The following is a 17,542-nucleotide window of genomic DNA, read 5'->3' on the forward strand; positions in this document are numbered from 1 at the left end:
AACCACGCAGAACGCAACCAAGACGGAGGCAGCCAAATGACCATTGCGACGATGCTTCCGATCGGCGAACTCACCAACCCGGGCCAGATGCGCCTCGCCTTGGTCCAGGTGGTCAACTGGGGCACGTTCCATGGCGCCCACACGATGCACGTGGACCGCAACGGCACACTGCTCACGGGCAACTCGGGCGTCGGCAAGTCGACGTTGTTCGATGCCATGCTGCGTGTCTTCGATGCCCGTCCGCGCTCCAACGAGGCTGCCGCACAGCGGGCCGGCGGGGCTGTGGAGGACAAGAGGACCACGTTCACGTACATGCGCGGGAAAGTGGGCGACAAGGCGGTGGGCGAAGGGTCGGCGAGTGCCTTCCAGCGCCCCGGTGCCACGTGGTCCGCCGTCGCGCTGACGTTCGACAACGCGGCCGGAACCAAGACCACCATCTCGGCCCTTTTTGACCTGCCCAAGAACGGCACGGAGTCCAGCGTCGGCCGGTTCTATGTGATCGACAACAAGCCCCTGGATCTTGGAGCGATTGAGGGCATAGCGGAGAAGCGCTTCACCAAGGGCGCGCTGGAGACCATCTTCCCGGATGCCCAGATCTTCGATGTGCACAAGGCGTTTGCGGAGCGTTTCCGCCGGCTTCTCGGCATCAACTCGGACCAGGCGCTTCCGCTTTTGCGGGTGATCCAGGCCGGCAAGGGTCTGGGCGGCAGCGTCAACACGTTCTTCCGCGACCAGGTCCTCGACGCGCCCGCGACGCTCACGGCTGCGGACGACGTCGTCGAGGAATTCAGCAACCTGATGTCCATCAGGCAGCGGCTGGAGGACGTGCGCCAGCAGCGCGACCAGCTCGCCCCCGTGCCCGGGATGAACAAGGAGTATGCCCAGTCGTTGCTGGAGGCCAACCGGCTCCGGGAGCTCAGCGGCGAAGAATTCGACGCCTACAAGCAGCAGCTCTCGGTCACGGTCCATGCCAAGACTTTGGCCCGTTTCAAGGACCTTGCCCAGGCGAAAGCCAAGGAGCTCAGCACCGAGCGGGGCGTCCGGGACGCACTCGCCAAGGAGCTTCGCCAGCTCGAATCGGATTACAACAACCAGGGCGGGAACGCGATTTCGGCGATCGAGCAGTCGCTCGACAATGCCAGGGTCGGCCTCAAGCTCCGCCAGCAGGTGGAGGAAGCGGCCCGCCAAGCATTGGCCGACGCCGGACTCAACCTTGAGTGGACGGCTGAGGGTTGGGAGCAGGCCCACGAGCAGGCCGCGAGCCGTTCCGCCGAACTCAAGGACGATTCCGAAGCGCTACGGGAACTCCGCTTCGAAGCCTTCGACGGCCACGCCACCAAGAAACGCGAGCTCGCCGCAGCCCAGCAGGAGCTCGTCTCGCTGAAGACGCGCAAGTCCCTGCTGCCGCCGTCGAGCATCGAAAACCGTGCCGCGATCGCCGCAGCCACCGGCGTTCCCGAGGACCGCATGCCGTTTGGAGGCGAGCTGATCGACCTCGCCGAGGGGGAGGAACACTGGCGGCCCGCAGCCGAGCGCGCCCTGCGGAACCTCGCCACGACACTGCTGGTTCCAGGCGAGCACTTTGCGGCCGTCACCCGCTATCTCAACGACAACTCCGTCCGCGGCGCGCTGCGGGCAGTGGACGTCTCCAAGCCGCTCGCGGGCGGCGCATTGGCTGTGGAGGACGTGTCCGACGGCGACCTGCTGACGAAGCTGAACATCCTCACCTTGGGCGCGAGGGGCGACTCCGTCGCAGGAGCAGCTGAATGGATCCGCGAGCGGATCGCCATCGACTTCGCCTACCCCTGCGTCGAAGACCCGGACGAGCTCGCCAAGCTGAACAAAGGCTTGAGCCTGGGCGGAGTGGTCAAGCGCAACAGGCACACCGTCGAGAAGGACGATCGCTTCACGAGCCGGCAGGACTACGTTCTCGGTTTCGACAACGCTTCCAAGCTGGAGCTCGTGGCCGCGAAGGTCGGAGAGCTCGAAAACGAGCTCCTGAAGGCCGCGGAACTCGCCCAAAGCCGTGAAGATTCCCACCAAGGCATGACGCGCCAGCTCGAAGCCCTGCGCCGCATCGCCGACGACGAGCGTGGCTGGGAGCAGGTCTCCGCAGCGGTGGCCGCGGAGGAGCTCGCGAGGATCGAACAGCGCCTCAAGGATGCCTTGGCCGCGCAGGCCGATTTGGAACCCTTGCGGGCAAACATCGAGGCCGTGCGCGAAAAGCACCAGTCCTCCACAGGGTCGGCGGCGGTGTTGCAGAGCGAATACAAGACGCTCGACCAGCAGATGACCACGGCTGACGCCCTCCTGGATGCTGCGCGCAACCGCCTGGACCAGGCGCCGCCGTCGGGCGCTACCGTTGCTGCCCTCGAGCCGTACTTCAGCGCATTCGGCGAGGTGGGCGAGCTCCACGAACTCGACACCCTGGCTGCCGAAGTCCGGAGCAAGCTCCTGGCCGAACTGCACGCCACCGAGTCGCGCGGGCAGGCGTTGGCCGAGCGGCTGACGCGCATGTTCGAAGGATTCGTGCGCGAATGGGGCACTGCCATTTCCGCGGATCACGGCACCTCGATCGGCGCGGCGGGAGAGTTCGAGTCCCGCTATCACCAGATCGTGAGCGAGGGATTGCCCGCGCAGGAAGCCGAATTCCGGCAGTTCTTCAACCAGCGCACGCACGAATCCTTCAGCACGCTGCTTCACTTGCTCGACGAGGAACGCCGCGCCATCACGAGCCGCATCCTGCCCCTCAACGGCATCCTGTCCGAGGTCAATTTCCACGAGGGCAGCTTCCTGGAACTCGACATCAAGCAGACGCTGCCCGCCACCGCGAAGCAGTTCAAGGAGGCCATCCACAGCGCGTTGAAGACGCGCCACACGCGGCCGTCCCGTGCGGCAGGCGCAGCTTCCGGTGCCGTAGCTTCGGGTGCCGTCGTCTCGCCCCAGGCGGACGACGACGTCGAACTCACCAACCGCTACAAGTCGCTCGAGACGCTGGTCAAACGGCTCGGGTCGCAGACTCCCGAGGACCGGCGTTGGCGAGCCGAGGTGCTGGATGTCCGCGGGCATCTCTTCATCCAGTGCAAGGAGCACCGCTCCGTCCAGGGCCCGCGGGGTGGCAAGAAGACCGAGGTGTACATGCACGCGGACACCGGCTCGATGTCCGGTGGCGAGCGGCAGCGATTCACGGCGTTCATCATGGCGGCGGCACTGAGCTACCAGTTGGGCATCGCCGAGCAGGGTTTCACGACCTACGGCACGGTGATGATGGACGAGGCGTTCGTGCTGGCCTCGGAGGAGTTCGCCGGTGCGGGCATCAAAGCCCTGCACGAGTTCGGCTTCCAGTTGTTGCTGGCCGCGCCCGAAAACGTCATCGACCTGTCCCGGCACCTTGGTTCGGTCACGGAAATCCTGCGCGACAAACGAACCAACCGCTCCGGCGTTCTTACGGCTCCCGTGATCGGCGGCCCGGGCGTGCCCGGCGATTGGCGTTCCGAGGCCAACCCCGTGGACATCGTGCTCCGCTAGCCCCGACGCTCGCTCACGTATGTGGGGTTTCGGGCGGATGCTCGCTCACGTATGTGGGGTTTCGGGCGGACGCTCGCTCACGTATGTGGGGTTTCGGGCGGATGCCCGCTCACGTATGTGGGGTTTCGGGCGGACGCCCGCTCACGTATGTGGGGTTTCGGGCGGACGCCCGCTCACGTATGTGGCACTTCCGGCGGATGCTCGCTCACGTGAGGTGAGCGAGCATCCGACGCGGGCGCCTACTTTCCTTGGACCCGCCCTAGGAACTGGGCGGTCCGGGACTGCAGTCCCGCGATTTGGCGGACGACGACGGCGGCCGGGTCCGGATTGATCTCATTCGCCGGGGGCTCCTTGCGGACGTTGGTGCAACAGCCGAATTCCGCGCAGATCAACGTCCCCACGGTGTTGCCGTCGCGACCCGATTGGCCCGCGCGCTTGGCAACCCAAAGATAGACATCGTCCTTGGAAAACACGTCGCGGCACAGTTCGCAAAGGACCGAGCGCTTCTTGCCGGAGCCTCCCTCTGGCGCGCGGAGCATGATGCCAGTGAGGGAACCATCGTTGGGAAGGACGAGATAGCCGCGCATCGGCATCTTTTCGTCGCGCCAGCCAAGGAATTCGAGATTGTCCCAGTCGAGGGCATCAAAGTCCTTCGGGAGATTGAGTTTGGCGGCCTCCGAGCGGCTCGCATTGATGAATGAGGAACGGATTTGCTGGGCGGTGATTTTCTGCACGGCGAAGTTCTTTCAGATCGTTTTGGGCTCCGAAGAGGAAGGACGCTGGCGTCTGGCGATCCGAGGGCACAGCAAAGGAAGCCTTCGTGTGCATCTAGTGCAGGGGGTGGTGGGTTGGTTTCCCTAGCCGCCGAGCGGGATGGCCGACGCAGGACGAGATGCAAAGTAGGCCGACACGGCCACCTCGCCAACCATGGCAGCGCCAACGTGTGCAGTGCGCATGCTCATCCTCTCGATCTTTACCGCGTCTACGGCCCTGGCGCAGTTCATTGAATCAACCGGCTCTGTCATCTTTGCAAAAGTCGTCGTTGGTGTCCAAAAATTCCCGGACGGTTTGGCCGCGATAGGTGAGCGGGCGTTGGGGTTTTGATGCTCATAGGTGAGCGGGCGTTGGGCGTTTGGCCCTCATAGGTGAGCGAGCGTCCGGCGTTTGGCCCTCATAGGTGAGCGAGCGTCCGGCGTTTGGCCCCGATAGGTGAGCGGGCGTTGGGAGCCCGCGGCGGCACGAAAGTAATTACGTGATGCAAACGTTTCGTAATTATCTAAAGGGTAGGCTAGCCTTACTTAGGTTTGCTTCACTTACCTAAGGAGTCCCGTGGCTTCCCGCCCCTCACCCCGTGCCCTGTTGAAGACCGCAGGTTCAGCGACCGCAGCCTTTGCCGCCGTCGCACTGTCCCTCACCGCTTGCTCAACGGGCTCAACCACCGCCGGTTCAGCCACCACGCCGGCCGCAAGCAGCCAGTTCCCGGTCACCATCAAGAACGTCTTCGGCGAGACCACCATCAAGTCGCAACCGCAACGCGTGGTGACCGTCTCCTGGGTGAACGACGACGTCGCCCTGGCTCTCGGCGTCGTGCCCGTCGGGGTGCCCAAGGTCGCCTGGGGGAACAACGACAAGGGCTCCACACCCTGGAAGGACGCAGCGCTGGAGGAGTTGGGTGCCGGCTTCGGCACCGCGAAGGCGCCGGTCCAGTTCTCCGAGACAGACGGAATTAACTTCACGGAGATCGCCAAACTGGCCCCGGATGTCATCCTCGCCGCCTACTCGGGCTTGACCGAAGCCGACTACAAGAAGCTGTCCGAAATTGCCCCCGTCGTGGCGCAGCCCGAACTTGCATACGGCACGCCGTGGCAGGAAGCCACCACGATCATCGGCAAGGCCCTCGGCAAGAGCCCGGAGGCGGCCAAGCTCGTCACGGACACCGAGGCCAACATCAAGGCTAAGGTCTCTGCTTTCCCGCAGCTCGCCGGCAAGTCCTTCATCTACGGCAACCTTGAGCCTGCGAAGGGCGACGGCATCAACGTCTACACAGCCAACGACAACCGTCCGCGTTTCCTGTCCGAAATCGGCATGAAGCTCGCCCCCGTGGTGGAGAACGCCAGCAAGGGCTCCAAGGAATTCTTCGTCCCGTGGTCCGCCGAAAAGGCCAACGAGCTTTCCTCGGACGTCTTCGTTACGTGGGTGCCGGATTCCAAGACCACGGACCAGATCAAGCAGGACCCCCTGCTGGGCCAGATTCCCGCGATCAAGAAGGGCGCCTTGGTTGCGGGCTCTGACAACACCCTCACCCTGGCGATCTCCGCATCCTCGCCGCTGAGCCTGCCGTGGGCGCTGGACATGTTCCTGCCCCAGCTGGCCAAAGGCGCCGACGCGGCAGCCAAGTAAGCGAAACGCCTGACATGACGCAGAGAACGACGACGGCGGGCCCACCTTCCGTGGGCGGAACCGCTCGCGAACCGGCAGCTCTTGACCCTCACATCGCCCCCAAAGGGCAACACCTGCCAGTTCGCGCGAAGGCCGGGCCCGACGCCGGGGGCCGCGGACGCCGCAACCGCGCCGCATGGCTCGGGGCCGCCGTCGTCGTGCTTGGGCTTGTTTGTGCGGCCTCGCTCGCGATCGGCGCGCGGGGCATGTCCCTCGAAACCGTGTGGCAAGCACTCACCCAGTTCAACCCCGACGACGGCAACCACGCGGTAGTCCACACCCGCATTCCACGCACCGTGCTCGGTTTGGTGGCGGGGGCTGCCCTTGGCCTTGCCGGCGCCGCGATGCAGGGAGTTTCCCGCAACCCCTTGGCGGACCCGGGCATCATGGGCGTCAATGCCGGGGCGGCACTGGCCGTGGTCGCCGGGATCTATCTCTTCGGTATTTCGGGGGCGAGCGGCTACATTTGGTTCGCTTTCGTCGGCGCCGCCGCGGCCGCCGTCGTCGTCTATCTGATTGCGTCCACCGGGCGTGACGGCGCGACGCCGGTGAAGCTCGCTTTGGCGGGGGCGGCGCTGAGCGCGGGGCTTTACTCGTTGATGAACGTGATCCTGGTTTCGAGCCAGGACACCTTGGACCGCTTCCGTTTCTGGCAGGTGGGTGGAATTGCCGGCAGCGACTGGTCCATCGTGTTGACCGGGCTTCCGTTCCTGCTGCTTGGGGCGGTGATCGTGCTGGGCAGTGGCCGGATCCTCAACGGCCTGGCCCTTGGCGACGACGTCGCCCGCGGACTCGGCCAGAATGTGGCCTTGGCGAGGGGCGTCACCGCGCTGGGCATCGTGCTGCTCTGCGGATCGGCCACCGCGATGGCCGGTCCTATTGCATTCGTTGGACTCGTGGTTCCGCACGCAGTGCGCTTCTTCACGGGCCCGGACTACCGATGGATCCTGCCGTTCTCGATGGTTCTCGCCCCGGCCCTCCTACTGGTTTCGGACGTGATCGGGCGGGTGGTGCTGCTGCCTGGCGAAGTCCCCGTGGGCATCATGACGGCCATCGTTGGTGCTCCCGTCTTCGTCTGGCTTGTCCGCCGAGGCAAGGGGGCCTCGCTGTGAGGCCCCGCAACAGGACCGCACTCCTGGGCGCCGGCGTCGTGGTCCTCTTTGCGGCGACCGTGCTCCTCGGCAGCTACACGGTCACGATCCCCGATTTCTTCAGGATCCTCGCGGCCCATCTGACCGGCGGCGAGAAGATCCCGGGCGCAAGCTTCATCGTCATGGAAAACAAGCTGCCTCGGGCCGTGCTGGCAATCCTGATCGGCGTGGCGTTCGGCCTTTCGGGCGGGCTGTTCCAGACCATGCTCCGCAATCCGCTCGCGAGCCCCGACGTCATCGGCATCAGTTACGGTGCGAGTGCCGCGGCCGTTCTGGCGATTGTCGTGTTCCGTGCGTCCGGCGCTGCGGTGTCGGCGGCTGCGCTTGCTGGTGCGATCGGCGTCGCGCTCGTCATCTACGCCATTTCACGCGGCGGCTCGGGTTCCGGCGGCCGTTCCGGTGGCAGAGGCGGGAACGCGGCAGGCAACCGGCTGATCCTCGCCGGCGTGGGGATCGCCGCCGCGTTGGGGGCGGTGGTGAACTTCCTCATGACCCGGGCGGATATCCGGACTGCTTCCGAGGCCCTCATTTGGCTCAACGGTTCCTTGAATTCAGCCGATTGGGAGCGCGTGGGTGTCCTCCTTGCCTCGCTCGCGGTGCTTGTTCCCGCCCTGGCCTTCCTCGCGGGACCCCTGCGCATGCTCGAACTCGGGGACGACGCCGCGGCCGGACTGGGAATCCGCGTGGACGCCGTGCGTCTCGGACTGGTGCTTACCGCCGTCGCGCTCGCAGCAGTGGCGACGGCGGCTGCCGGGCCGGTTGCCTTCGTCGCCTTCCTTGCCGGGCCGATCGCCCGGCGGGTTGTCGGGCGCCCCAGCCTTCCGGCGTCGGCGTTCACGGGCGCCGTCATCGTCCTCGCCGCCGACTATGTCGCGTACAACGTGGCACCCCTGATTCTGAGCGGCACGGTCCTGCCGGTCGGCGTGATTACCGGCGCCCTCGGCGCTCCATTCCTGTTGTGGCTCCTGGTCACGTCCAACCGAAAGGAAGCCTGACATGGCACAACTGAGCGCACGCGGCTTGACGCTCCAATACGAGCAGCGAAGGGTGATCGAAGGACTCTCGACGCAGATTCCCGAAGGCAAAGTGACCATGATCGTGGGTGCCAACGCCTGCGGAAAATCCACGTTGCTCCGAGGGCTGTCCAGGCTCCTGAAGCCGGGCGCCGGCGTCGTCACGCTGGATGGCAAGGACATCCACTCCCGCCCGGCCCGCGAACTCGCCCGTACGCTCGGCCTTCTTCCGCAGCATCCCCTTGCCCCGGATGGCATCACGGTCCGCGAACTGGTGGGCCGCGGACGGTATCCGCACCAAGGGTTCTTTCGCAGTTGGAGGACGGGCGACCGGTCGGTGCATGATCTCGCCGTCCAGCGCGCGCTTGAGACCACCGCAACGCTGGAGTTGGCTGAACGGAACGTCGACGAACTGTCCGGCGGGCAGCGCCAGAGGGTGTGGATCGCGATGGCCCTTGCCCAGGAGACGGATGTCCTGCTCCTCGACGAACCCACCACCTACCTTGACCTGGCGCACCAGGTGGAGGTGCTGGATTTGGTGACCGACCTGAACCGGAGCCGCGGAACCACAGTGGCCATCGTTTTGCACGACCTCAATCTGGCAGCCCGCTACGCGGACCACGTCATTGCGATGAAGGCCGGGGCGATCGTCGCAGAGGGTCCCGCGCTGGAAGTGGTCACTGAGGACTTGGTCCGCGATGTCTTTGGCTTGGAGTCCCGGGTGGTTCCGGATCCAATGTCCGGCACCCCGCTCATTCTCCCGATCGGCCGGCACCACACCGCCGCTCCCTCAAAATCCATCGAATTGGAGTTCGCCTCATGAACGCAGACGCTGTTGTGCGGAACGTCGTCACGGAGCCGATGACCCGGGCCTTCGACGTCACGGTCACCGCAGTGGAGGACCTAGGGCCCAATTTCCGGCGCATCACCTTCGGGGGATATTGCCTGCGCGGATTCGGGGTTTCGGGTGACACCCTGGACCTGCGCATCAAACTCATGATTCCCTCGCTCGACGCCGAGGGCCGCCCCCTGCCCTTGCCCGCCTTCGATACGGGCGACGCCGGTTGGTACCAGGAGTGGTTGGCGATGGACCCCGCGGTGCGCGGTTCGATGCGCACGTACACTGTGCGGAACAAGAGGCTCGACGCCGTCTACCCGGAGATCGACGTCGACTTCGTGATGCACGACGACGACGGCGGCACCCGCGGCTCTAGCGGCGCCGTGGCGAGGCCCGGCATCCGCGGCTCTAGCGGCGCCGCGGCGAGGCCCGGCGTCGACGTCGGTGCGGTTCACCCGACGGGCGGCCCGGCTGCCAACTGGGCGCTCGCCGCGAAGCCGGGGGATTCGATCACCATCATCGGCCCGAACAACCGGGCAGCCCATTGCGTCACCGCCGAAACATACTCCGGCATCGAATGGCGTCCCGGCCTGGCGCAGCGGGTCCTTCTAGCCGGCGACGAAACGGCGGTCCCCGCCATCAGTGCGATCCTGGAATTCTTGCCCGCGGGAATCACAGGGCATGCCTTCCTTGAGGTACCCGAGGCAGGGGACTTCCAAGACCTCGACACAGACGCCGACATCGAAATCACATGGCTCGCGCGCGGCGCGGCGCTCGGCCGGTCCCGGCCCCACGGCGAGTTGCTGAAGAGTGCCGTCCTTGGAGCTGTACCCGTCCCGGGGTGGGTTGGCATCGTCCCGCTCGACGGCGCCGCAGGGCCTGAGCCCGAAGACGTCAACGTGGACCAGGACATCTTGTGGGAAACCCCGCTCCGCATGGACACCGCCGCGATTGAAGCGAGCCGCAACCCAGGCCTTCCCTCCGGCGCCTTGCCGTTCTATGCCTGGATCGCGGGCGAGGCAGGGGTCATCAAGGAACTCCGCCGGTATCTTGTCCGGGATGTGGGGATGGACCGGAAGCAAGTGGCGTTCATGGGCTACTGGCGCAAAGGGAAAGCCGAACTCTAGCCCGCCCCCTCTCGCGACGCTCGCTCACATATATCGTCAATTTGCCTGACGCTCTCTCACATATGCGGCCAAAAGCCGGAACGCCCGCTCACCTGAGGTGAGCGGGCGTTTGTCTGAAAGGCGTCATAGGTGAGCGGGCGTTTGTCCGAGAGGCGCGATAGGTGAGCGGGCGTCGAATTAACCTGGGCTTTGCCGGCGGGCAACCAGGCGGGGCTACGCTGACGGGGTGGCTGGGAACGTGCTTCATGCTGACCAGAACGGACGACGGCGATTTGTTGCCTTGGGCGATTCCTTCACCGAAGGCGTGGGGGACCGTAACGAGGGCCTGCCGAACGGCGTCCGGGGCTGGGCCGACCGTGTCGCCGAGAAGCTGGCCAAGGCCGAACCTGGCTGGGAGTACGCGAATCTTGCCGTGCGGAGCAAGCGGCTCCGCCATATCGTCGACGAGCAACTGGACCGTGCTTTGGCCATGGAACCCACGCTCATCACGCTTTACGCGGGCGGCAACGACATCCTGGATTTCGGCACCGACATGGACATTCTGATGGCCGAGTACGAAAGGCTCGTGGCGCGCCTTGCAGCCACGGGAGCAACGTTGGTCCTGTTCACGGGGTACGACGTCAAGGTCTCGGCCGTGCTGGAACCGTTCAAGAAGCGGAATGCCCTCTACAACGAACGCGTCCGCGAACTGGCCGCCAAGTACGGGGCCGTGCTGGTGGATTATTGGTGCCTTGACGCCTACCACGACCGCCGGATGTGGGCCTCGGACCGGCTCCACATGTCGAAGGCCGGACACAAATACATGGCCTCGCAGGTTCTGGATCACCTCGGCGTCCCGCACAAGTTCTCTCCCAAGGACTGGGAACCACCACAGCGCCTCAAGCTGCGCGATTGGGAACGCCGACAGCGCCGCTGGGTGAACGATTGGGTCCTGCCCTTGTTCGGCCGGAAGCTTCGCGGCGTCACGCTCGGGGACACTTTGCGTCCCCGCTGGCCGGAGCCCGTGAAGGTGCCGCGGAAGGCCGGGCTGCGGAAGGTCGCAGAGCGCCAAGCCGCAGCGGCGGGCTCAGCCGCCGCTGGAAGCAAGGCATCAAGCGACTCACCAGGAAAAGCGCAAAACAACGGGGGGACATGACCATGGCTACGCATACACCGCCGCGATTCGTCGCCGTCGGGGATTCCTTCACCGAAGGCGTCGGCGACGTAGACCTTCGCCTTCCCAATGACTGCCGGGGCTGGGCCGATCGCGTGGCTGAGGAATTGGCCAGGCACCAGCCGCAGACACAGTACGCCAACCTTGCCCTCCGCGGCCGGCGGCTCAGGCCGATCGTGGATGAACAACTTGAGCCGGTGCTCGCGATGGCTCCCACCCTGGTCAGCTTCCACGCCGGCGGCAACGATCTCCTCGGTGCGCGGCTGGACATGCGCCTACTGGTCCGTCGATTCGAGGACGCCGTCGCCAGGATCGCGCAAAGTGGTGCCCAGGTCCTGCTGTTCACCGAATACAACGTGCCGCTCTCGCCGGTGCTGGAGCCGCTTAAGCTGCGCACGGCCGTTTTCAACAAGCACATCCGGCGCATTTCGGCAGCCTACGGAACGCATCTGGTGGACCATTGGTGCTTCGAAAAGTATCAGGACCGCCGGATGTGGGCTCCGGACAGGCTGCATATGTCCGGTATAGGACACCGCTACATGGCCAAGAAAGTCCTGGAAGTCTTGGGCGCCACGCACTCGCTCGAGTCACCGGTACTCGGGCCGCTGCAACCGCGGAGCCGCGCCGAGATCATGGCCGACGACGCCGCGTGGCTCCGGCGCGACGTCGCACCCTGGCTTTCGCGTCGCTTCAGGGGAGTTTCGAGCGGGGATCACCTGAGCGCCCGCTGGCAGGCCCTGATGCCCGTGGTCTTGCCGGAGCGGCTGGGGACGTCCCGTCAATCAGTCAGGCTCTGACGTGGTCAAGTGTCACGCCTGACAACTTTTTGGCTGCGGGCGGGCATCGAAGCCGCGAATTTCCGGGCTTCTCGCCGTGGCGGGGCGCCAAAAAGGTGCCCTGCGTGACGCCGAGGACGCCCAACCTGGCTAGTCCAGCAGGTTTTCGAACCCTGCGGATGCCGAGGTGACCGTGAATTCGATGATCTCGAAGTCGGCTACCCCGTTGACGTAGAACGGATCCGTAGCCAGCGAAGCGTCCAGTGTTGCCCGATCGACGTTGGACAGCAGCACGCCGCCGATGGCTGGAACGCGACGACCGGACGCGAGGAAAGTGCCGGCGTCGAACGCTTCTTTGACCCAATCCATATGTGCCCGGCGGTGGAAGTCGACGATCTCGTCGGGAACTTTGTAGGTCAGGGAGACGACGAACATGCCGCCCAGCCTACAACGCGGAGGACGGCCGCAAGGGGCCGCCCTCCGAAAATGAACTACGGCAGGAGCTTGACTGCGGAGTTCCAGTTGTAGTCGGGGTGGGCTTCGCTGATCTGCAGGGTCATGACGAGCAGCTGGAAGGCTTCGAGCTCACGCGAGCGGCGCAGCGGTCCGACGTTCACGGGGCGCAGTCCGGCGCCTTTGACGAAGTCGACGACGGCGGCCGTCGCCTCGGCGGCGTCGCCTGCCACGAGTACATCGAGGGTCTGGCCGTCCACTTCGCCCTCTGCGAGGGTGGCGGCGAAGACAGTGTTGAAGGCCTTCACCACCGAGGCGCCGGGGACCAAGGCCTGCAGTTCTTCGGCGGCCGAGGTTCCGGCGGCGACGGTGAGGGAATCGAAGGTCTCGAAGTTCACGGGGTTGGAGATGTCCACGATCGTCTTGCCGTTGAGCGCTGAGCCATAGGAAGAAAGGACTGCTTTGGAGGCCTCGAAAGGCGTGGCCAGCACCACGATGCTGCCTTCCACGGGGGATCCCGTGATCCCGGAGGTTCCGTTAACGGTTGCCGCAAGTGCAGCAGCGGAGCCGGCGTCGCGGCTGAGGACCTGGACGCTCTTGCCTGCCGTGGCCGCGCGGGCAGCGATTCCGGACGCCATGTTGCCGGTCCCGATGATGGTGATGTCAGTCATTGTTGTTTCCTTTGCTTGAGTGCTCATGGTCCAGCGATTCATTTACTTGAAGCTTCAACCAAAACAATAATGACCTTAAGTTGAAGTGTCAAGTATTTATTTCCTTCTAAGATGAATCCATGACCGAACCGCGCTGGCTCAATGCCGACGAACGCCGTGCCTGGCTGGCCCTCCTCAGCATCAACACCCTTCTGCCCGCAGCTTTGGATACCCAACTGCAAGCGGCCGGCAAATTGTCGCTGTTCGACTACAACGTGCTTGCCATGTTGTCCGAGGCGGAAGGGCGTTTCCTGCCGATGAGTGAGCTCGCCGCCCGCACCAGCGCTTCTCTGTCGAGGTTGTCGCACGTCGTCACCAAGCTGCAAAGGCGTGGTTGGGTGGAGCGCGAGGCCCATCCGGGCGATGCCCGTGTCACCGTGGCGCACCTGACGGAGGCCGGGATGGACACCATCGTGTCCCTCGCCCCGGGTCATGTGGATGCGGTCCGCGCCTTGATGTTGGACGCCATGACCGACGACGACGTTGCGGACCTCGCGCGGATCGCCGAGAAAATCGTGGCCCGGCTGGACGACGATCACTGGATCCTGCGCGAACGCTAAGCCGCGGCTGCAGTGCGGGGCGGCAGCCCGGCGTGACGGCCGCCCCGCACTGATGAAAGACTGGCGCCATGGATTTTTCTGCCCGGTACGTGGCATTGGGTGACTCGTTCACCGAAGGACTTGGCGACGCCGACCCCTCGCGCCCCAACGGAGTCAGGGGATGGGCGGACCTCGTTGCCCATCAATTGGCCCAAAGCAACGACGATTTCGGCTACGCCAACCTGGCCATCCGGGGCAAGAAGCTCCGGCAAGTCATGGCAGAACAGGTGGACGCCGCCGTCGCGCTTCAACCGACGCTGGTGACCCTGTATGCGGGAGCGAACGACATCTTCCGCCCGAAAGTCGACATCGACAGGCTTATGGAGGACTACGAAGCCGGCATCGGGAAGCTAAGTGCCACCGGCGCCACCTTGCTTCTCTTCACGGGATTCGATGCCCGCAGTTCCAAGGTTTTCGGCACCATGCGCGGACGCACCGCGATTTACAACGAACTTCTGCGGGAAATCGCGGAAAACCACGGGGCGCTGGTGGTGGACTATTGGCGCTTCAGCGAATACCACGACTGGCACATGTGGGCGCAGGACCGGATGCACATGTCCACTGCTGGCCACATCAACATGGCCAACCGGGTGCTGGCCGTCCTGGAGCACGAAGGTTCCCTCGAGGTCCCGCCGCCGGTCCCGCAACCCCAACTCGCGCGGGCGGAAGCCTTGCGCGCCAACGCGCGTTGGGCCCGTGAACATGCCGCCCCGTGGGTGGTCCGCCGCGTTACGGGCAAGTCGTCAGGTGATGGCCTCAGCCCGAAGTACCCGCAGCTCACCCGGCCGTAGCGAGGTTCCGGAAACCAGGGGTGGCGAGCAACCCGCCGTCGTTCTTTACCGCGAGCACGTCCACGTCCCAGCGGGACGAAGCCAGCGTGAGCGACGCGACACCTCCGGCCACGATGGCGGTGGCCAGGACATCGGCCGTGACGATGTCGGCCGCTGCGACCGAGACCTGGCGGAAGCCCTCGTCCTGCGCCGCTCGAAGGCCCGCGGACCAAATGTGGTGGCCACGTTCGCTCGTTCCGGAGGTCGCCAGCGCGTGCCTGCCCTTGCTGCCGAGGGGAAACGCGGTCAGGAGCGTCGTCCGATCCCCCGGGTCGACAACCCCCGCCAGCCACGGCCGCGCGCTGCCCGGCGTCGGCGAACCGTCCACCAGGACGTCCCCGCCCGCGTTGAGGCACCAATCCTTCAGGCCCAGCGCGAGCAGCGACGTTCCAGCTTCCCGCATCGCATGTCCCTTGACGATCCCGGCCAAGTCGACGACGCCGTCGGGCCGTTCCGCCGTGAACGCGCCTTCCGTGCGAGTGCGCCATTCGCTCGCCTCGACATACAGCCGGCGCATGTCCGCAGAGGCATCCCTCAAGGACAGCTCGCCCCGCGCCATTTCGCTCGCCTCCGAGTCGGGACGGTAAAGGCTGAACGTCCGGTCCAAACCGTTGAACAACTGCTCGACGACGGCGGTGGCCGCCTCGAGTTCTTCCACCGCAGCCCGGGGAGGCGTCCCCGGAGCAGTTGGGATCGCGAGGCTCACCACGGTGCCCATGCTGGTGAACGTGCGGGAACGAAGACGGGGTTCCGCACCGCCCTGTCCGGGCCCGCCGGGCTTAGAAGTGGGCTGCATCGAGGGCCGCCTGGAGGGACGTCAAATACGCCTCGCTGGTAAAGGTGGCCCCGCCGATGGTCTGCACGTTCGCGGACTGGGCACTCAGGACTTCGGAACGGAGCAAGGGGGCTGCTCTGGCGCTGATCTGGACCGATCGTTGCTCCTGGTCAGTCAGATGCAGGGCCGTGACGTCGGTGATCACTCCGGCCTTGATGGTTACCTGGACCTGAACTGTTCCGAAACGGGTCTCCACCGCCGTGCCTGCGTAGGTGCCGCCCGCCTTGGCCGAGGCTCCCAGAGTGGAAGTGGAGCTCGAACCAGTGCCGGAGCCGGAACTGGAACCAGTGCTGGTGCTGGAGCCCGTGCCGGAACTGGAGCCGGTTCCGGTTCCCGAGGACGATCCGGAAGCGCTGCTCCCGGTGGTTCCATTCGCCGTCGAGCCCGTGCCTGAAGCGGTCCCGCCGGTGGTTCCTGCCGCGGACGTCGTGATGGTGGACGCATTGGATGCCGTCACTTGCGCGCCGGACTGCCAACCGACCAGGAGGATGGCCCCCGACGCCAGCGCTGCTGCAATTCCTGCCCTGAGTCTCACCAGTCAAACCTTTCGTAGTGGAGTTGCTCTTCCCGGACGCCGGACCTTTTTGCTTCGGCTAGTACCTCGCCGGCCCATGCTGTCGGGCCGCAAACGTAAACATCAGCGTCCGCTATGTCCGGCACAAATTCCCGCAGACTCGAGGAACCGGCAGAGGCAGGCAGCCAAGCGCTTTGAGGATGGGCGGACCGCGGACCCGTCAGGTGGAATAGGGTCGCGCCGCGCTTCCGGCACAATTCCATGATCTCGTTTCCAAGGAACAGTTCCTCGGCGCTACTGCCGCGCAGCAGGACCGTCGCCTGGCCTGGAGCGAAGGGAGTTGATTCCAAGAGCGCCCGGAGGGGCGTAATCCCGATTCCTGCACCAATCATCACGACGCGGTCCTTGCTTCGGGCTGCCGTGCTGAAAACCCCGTAGGGACCTTCGATCGCTACTTTCGTCCCCGGCTTGAGGGAAGCGAGGCGGGCGGAACCGGCCCCCAGATTCCGGACGGTGATCCGCAAGGTGGGCTCCTTGGCGGGCCTCCCGTTTGACGTGCCCGACGGCGGCATGATCGGTTCCGCCGACAGGCTGAACGGATGCGCCTGCCACCACATGCCGGGAGCGAGGAAGCGCCACACGAAGAACCGGCCGCCGCTACCCGACAATTCGTTCAATCGCAGCCCGGTCATCTCGATGCTCACGACGTCGGGGGACACCCGCACCACGCGGCGTACGGTCAGTTGGTGCCGGTAGGTGGCTAACACCGGTTGGGCAACTCGGTACCAAACCAGCGCCGCGCCCGTTCCGATGTAGAGCAGGAGCCAGTACCAGCGCTGCCAGGTGCCTTCGGCGAACAGGCCGCCCACGCTGAACTGGTGCGGGATTGCCGTTGCCACCGCGAGGTAGGTGAGCAGGTGGACGAAATACCAGAATTCATAGGGAAAGCGGCGCCGCACAGCCACAAGCGACGTGACCACCACGGCAATGAACAATGCCATGGAGACGAATGCCAACCACATATCGGGTACCAGGACCCAGAGCGAAACGGCCTCGCTGACGGGGTTCAGGCCCTCGGCCATGCCATAGCCGGTCGCCACGAGAAGTCCGTGCGCCAACAACAGGTAGAGTGCCGGCTTGCCTAGCTTCCGGTGGAATTCCAGTGCCCTGTCATGCCCCACCGCGCCATCCACGAAAGGGAGTCGCGCCGCGAGCAGAAGCATGAGGAAGACAAGGTCCATGCCGGCGAGTCCGGCCAGGATCCCGACTGCGGTGACCGCCTGGGTGAGGTTGCCGACCGTCGACACTCCGCCGTCGGCGAGCCACAACGCCAGCGCCGCCGCAAGGGATGCCCAAAGCGCAACCGTGAGCATGTCCGCCCGGAACATGCGTCGGCGATGCTGCGCAGTGAACCTTCCCTTGGGATTGCGCCGCACGGGCGCTGGAAGCTGACCCGGGGACATATCCGCACGTTGGCCTGGAGAGGCGAGGAGTTGTGAGTTCATGACTCAAGATTGAACTCTCAACCTTTCGATCTGCTGTGAGGTAACTAGCCCCCGCTTATGATTTGCGGCCG

Annotated in this window: 16 protein-coding genes; 10 read left to right on the plus strand and 6 right to left on the minus strand. The window is 65.2% G+C overall.

Annotated features, from left to right (window positions below):
* The first annotated feature begins 36 nt into the window (after nucleotides 1–36).
* A complete protein-coding gene (locus ACSBOX_RS01280; RefSeq protein WP_442544442.1) occupies nucleotides 37–3,528 on the plus strand; it encodes an ATP-binding protein in 3,492 nt (1,163 codons plus the stop codon).
* Nucleotides 3,529–3,767: 239 nt separating this feature from the next.
* On the opposite strand, the gene ACSBOX_RS01285 is transcribed toward ACSBOX_RS01280, so the two are convergent.
* The gene (locus tag ACSBOX_RS01285) at nucleotides 3,768–4,262 is read right to left on the minus strand and encodes an FBP domain-containing protein (RefSeq protein WP_442544443.1); all 495 of its coding nucleotides are present in this window, start codon (nucleotides 4,260–4,262) and stop codon (nucleotides 3,768–3,770) included.
* Between the two features lie 595 nt (nucleotides 4,263–4,857).
* On the opposite strand from ACSBOX_RS01285, the gene ACSBOX_RS01290 reads away from it, so the two are divergent.
* The 7 genes from ACSBOX_RS01290 to ACSBOX_RS01320 all read left to right on the plus strand — a co-directional run bounded on the left by ACSBOX_RS01290 (nucleotide 4,858) and on the right by ACSBOX_RS01320 (nucleotide 12,046).
* Nucleotides 4,858–5,928 (plus strand): ABC transporter substrate-binding protein, encoded by a 1,071-nt coding sequence (locus tag ACSBOX_RS01290; RefSeq protein WP_442544444.1) that lies wholly within the window; start codon nucleotides 4,858–4,860, stop codon nucleotides 5,926–5,928.
* A gap of 14 nt (nucleotides 5,929–5,942) precedes the next feature.
* Nucleotides 5,943–7,079: a FecCD family ABC transporter permease gene (locus ACSBOX_RS01295; protein WP_442544445.1), complete on the plus strand. Its 1,137-nt coding sequence runs from the start codon at nucleotides 5,943–5,945 to the stop codon at nucleotides 7,077–7,079.
* The gene (locus tag ACSBOX_RS01300; protein WP_442544446.1) at nucleotides 7,076–8,113 is read left to right on the plus strand and encodes a FecCD family ABC transporter permease; all 1,038 of its coding nucleotides are present in this window, start codon (nucleotides 7,076–7,078) and stop codon (nucleotides 8,111–8,113) included. Before ACSBOX_RS01295 ends, ACSBOX_RS01300 begins: the two co-directional genes overlap by 4 nt.
* A 1-nt stretch (nucleotide 8,114) precedes the next feature.
* Nucleotides 8,115–8,954 (plus strand): ABC transporter ATP-binding protein, encoded by an 840-nt coding sequence (locus tag ACSBOX_RS01305; protein WP_442544447.1) that lies wholly within the window; start codon nucleotides 8,115–8,117, stop codon nucleotides 8,952–8,954.
* Nucleotides 8,951–10,096, plus strand: a complete 1,146-nt coding sequence (locus ACSBOX_RS01310) for a siderophore-interacting protein (protein WP_442544448.1) — start codon at nucleotides 8,951–8,953, stop codon at nucleotides 10,094–10,096. The genes ACSBOX_RS01305 and ACSBOX_RS01310 overlap by 4 nt, the downstream gene beginning before the upstream one ends.
* Nucleotides 10,097–10,322: 226 nt before the next feature.
* The gene (locus ACSBOX_RS01315; protein WP_442544449.1) at nucleotides 10,323–11,231 is read left to right on the plus strand and encodes an SGNH/GDSL hydrolase family protein; all 909 of its coding nucleotides are present in this window, start codon (nucleotides 10,323–10,325) and stop codon (nucleotides 11,229–11,231) included.
* A gap of 2 nt (nucleotides 11,232–11,233) precedes the next feature.
* Nucleotides 11,234–12,046 carry an SGNH/GDSL hydrolase family protein gene (locus tag ACSBOX_RS01320; RefSeq protein WP_442544450.1) on the plus strand — a complete coding sequence of 271 codons (813 nt, stop codon included), beginning with the start codon at nucleotides 11,234–11,236 and terminating at the stop codon, nucleotides 12,044–12,046.
* 129 nt (nucleotides 12,047–12,175) lie between these two features.
* On the opposite strand, the gene ACSBOX_RS01325 is transcribed toward ACSBOX_RS01320, so the two are convergent.
* Complete coding sequence (locus tag ACSBOX_RS01325) at nucleotides 12,176–12,460, minus strand: YciI family protein (RefSeq protein WP_442544451.1); 285 nt, start codon at nucleotides 12,458–12,460, stop codon at nucleotides 12,176–12,178.
* A 56-nt stretch (nucleotides 12,461–12,516) separates the two neighbouring features.
* Nucleotides 12,517–13,149 carry an NADPH-dependent F420 reductase gene (locus ACSBOX_RS01330; RefSeq protein ID WP_442544452.1) on the minus strand — a complete coding sequence of 211 codons (633 nt, stop codon included), beginning with the start codon at nucleotides 13,147–13,149 and terminating at the stop codon, nucleotides 12,517–12,519.
* Nucleotides 13,150–13,268: 119 nt separating this feature from the next.
* On the opposite strand from ACSBOX_RS01330, the gene ACSBOX_RS01335 reads away from it, so the two are divergent.
* Together ACSBOX_RS01335 and ACSBOX_RS01340 are read left to right on the plus strand one after the other, a co-directional pair.
* Nucleotides 13,269–13,748, plus strand: coding sequence for a MarR family winged helix-turn-helix transcriptional regulator (locus ACSBOX_RS01335; protein WP_415986883.1), 480 nt, complete (start codon nucleotides 13,269–13,271; stop codon nucleotides 13,746–13,748).
* Nucleotides 13,749–13,816: 68 nt separating this feature from the next.
* Nucleotides 13,817–14,578: an SGNH/GDSL hydrolase family protein gene (locus ACSBOX_RS01340; protein ID WP_442544453.1), complete on the plus strand. Its 762-nt coding sequence runs from the start codon at nucleotides 13,817–13,819 to the stop codon at nucleotides 14,576–14,578.
* Here ACSBOX_RS01340 and ACSBOX_RS01345 read toward each other — a convergent pair.
* The 3 genes from ACSBOX_RS01345 to ACSBOX_RS01355 form a co-directional block, all read right to left on the minus strand.
* A complete protein-coding gene (locus tag ACSBOX_RS01345; RefSeq protein ID WP_442545939.1) occupies nucleotides 14,565–15,335 on the minus strand; it encodes an FAD:protein FMN transferase in 771 nt (256 codons plus the stop codon). The genes ACSBOX_RS01340 and ACSBOX_RS01345 overlap by 14 nt on opposite strands.
* 61 nt (nucleotides 15,336–15,396) lie before the next feature.
* Nucleotides 15,397–15,987, minus strand: a complete 591-nt coding sequence (locus ACSBOX_RS01350; protein ID WP_442544454.1) for an FMN-binding protein — start codon at nucleotides 15,985–15,987, stop codon at nucleotides 15,397–15,399.
* Nucleotides 15,984–17,471 carry a ferredoxin reductase family protein gene (locus ACSBOX_RS01355; RefSeq protein WP_442544455.1) on the minus strand — a complete coding sequence of 496 codons (1,488 nt, stop codon included), beginning with the start codon at nucleotides 17,469–17,471 and terminating at the stop codon, nucleotides 15,984–15,986. Before ACSBOX_RS01355 ends, ACSBOX_RS01350 begins: the two co-directional genes overlap by 4 nt.
* Between the last annotated feature and the right edge of the window lie 71 nt (nucleotides 17,472–17,542).

The organism is Arthrobacter sp. KN11-1C, assembly GCF_052180225.1.
Classification (GTDB): Bacteria; Actinomycetota; Actinomycetes; order Actinomycetales; family Micrococcaceae; genus Arthrobacter.

Excerpts from the sequence above, each read along its gene's own strand:
- ACSBOX_RS01280 (WP_442544442.1), top strand. The coding sequence starts at position 37 with ATGACCATTGCGACGATGCTTCCGATCGGCGAACTCACCAACCCGGGC.
- ACSBOX_RS01295 (WP_442544445.1), top strand. The coding sequence starts at position 5,943 with ATGACGCAGAGAACGACGACGGCGGGCCCACCTTCCGTGGGCGGAACC.
- ACSBOX_RS01305 (WP_442544447.1), top strand. The coding sequence starts at position 8,115 with ATGGCACAACTGAGCGCACGCGGCTTGACGCTCCAATACGAGCAGCGA.
- ACSBOX_RS01310 (WP_442544448.1), top strand. The coding sequence starts at position 8,951 with ATGAACGCAGACGCTGTTGTGCGGAACGTCGTCACGGAGCCGATGACC.
- ACSBOX_RS01320 (WP_442544450.1), top strand. The coding sequence starts at position 11,234 with ATGGCTACGCATACACCGCCGCGATTCGTCGCCGTCGGGGATTCCTTC.
- ACSBOX_RS01325 (WP_442544451.1), bottom strand. The coding sequence starts at position 12,460 with ATGTTCGTCGTCTCCCTGACCTACAAAGTTCCCGACGAGATCGTCGAC.
- ACSBOX_RS01330 (WP_442544452.1), bottom strand. The coding sequence starts at position 13,149 with ATGACTGACATCACCATCATCGGGACCGGCAACATGGCGTCCGGAATC.
- ACSBOX_RS01335 (WP_415986883.1), top strand. The coding sequence starts at position 13,269 with ATGACCGAACCGCGCTGGCTCAATGCCGACGAACGCCGTGCCTGGCTG.
- ACSBOX_RS01340 (WP_442544453.1), top strand. The coding sequence starts at position 13,817 with ATGGATTTTTCTGCCCGGTACGTGGCATTGGGTGACTCGTTCACCGAA.
- ACSBOX_RS01345 (WP_442545939.1), bottom strand. The coding sequence starts at position 15,335 with ATGGGCACCGTGGTGAGCCTCGCGATCCCAACTGCTCCGGGGACGCCT.
- ACSBOX_RS01355 (WP_442544455.1), bottom strand. The coding sequence starts at position 17,471 with ATGAACTCACAACTCCTCGCCTCTCCAGGCCAACGTGCGGATATGTCC.